The sequence below is a fragment of the Pseudomonas turukhanskensis genome, from assembly GCF_027922365.1.
GTDB lineage: Bacteria > Pseudomonadota > Gammaproteobacteria > Pseudomonadales > Pseudomonadaceae > Aquipseudomonas > Aquipseudomonas turukhanskensis.
The window spans coordinates 1-1,073 of sequence record NZ_BSFN01000054.1 but is presented as its reverse complement, the minus strand read 5'-3'; the positions used below and the strand labels follow the sequence as shown (position 1 = coordinate 1,073).

The 1,073-nt window shown below is 58.9% G+C and carries 1 protein-coding gene; it reads right to left on the bottom strand.

Annotation, left to right across the window (positions count from 1 at the left end):
- On the bottom strand, positions 1–1,073 hold a 1,073-nt coding region (locus tag PKE98_RS26905), incomplete at both ends, for a hypothetical protein (RefSeq protein ID WP_271198558.1).

Genomic DNA, 1,073 nt, shown 5'->3' with positions numbered 1-1,073 from the left:
CACGGTTTCGCTGCCCACCTGTGCCGTGATGGAGCGCTGCGCCCCCCAGTTGCTGCCATCACCGTTGGTAAAGGTGCCACCCTCGTGCAAAAACGCCTTGCCCGCAGATATCTCGGCCTGGGTAGCGGCGTAGTAGTTCTGGGTTCTCTTCGTGCCGTTGGCTTTGAAATCACTCCAGCGCGTGCGCAACTGCGCGTGGCTGAGGGCTTTCCAGTCGGCGCCTAGCACGGCACTGAGCAGTTGGTTGGCACCCGCTTTGTTCACCAGCTTGAGCGCATCAACCCAGTTCGCGCTGCCGCCGCTCGGGCTGAAGAAGTCGTCCAGCAGGCCATACAAACCCTGCGGGTAGTACTTGCGCCCTGACGGACTGAGCGCCCGCGAGTTACTCCAGTAGTACTCCGCCGGTGAGGCTTTGAGGATATCGATCAAGGTCTTTGTCGCGGCCATCCCTTGGTTATCGAGATGACCGTCCACCAGCACATTGCCAGTCGCAGCCATCAAACCGCCCAGGTTGTGCACCCTGGCTCCGCTGCCCTTGGCTTCGTCTTGGTTTAGCAGCAGATCACCGCCAGCCTTGATCACCGCCTGCTCGACGGTCAGGTTGGACGTGTAAATCGGTACTTCAATTTTGATGTTCCAGTAATCGCGCTCAATCAAACCATCGGCCTTGGTATGCCAAACGTCTTCTTTATCCACGCCCTTGTTTGCTACGCCGCCGCTGCTCTGGCTAAGGTTTTCCAGCAGCGGCGTGTCGATCCACAGGTTTTTTTGCGCCTCAATGCGCCCGACGTTGTTTTGTAGTTTGCGCCCGGCACTCAGGCTCATATCGCCTTGGGCCAGCAGTTGGCTGTTAACCCCGTTGAGCAGTTGGGTACCGGCCAGCAAGAAGAGGTCTTCGCCCGCCCAGATCAGCTTGCCGGCTTGGTTGTCGATCAGGCCGTTGGCGGTAATCGCCAGGGTTTTGCCAATAATGACCGCACCCTGATTACGCACATCACCGGCCGCCACAATCTGCACCGAGCCTGGGGCGTTGAGTTCGCCCGTGATGGTGATGTCGTGGGCAGACAAGGTAA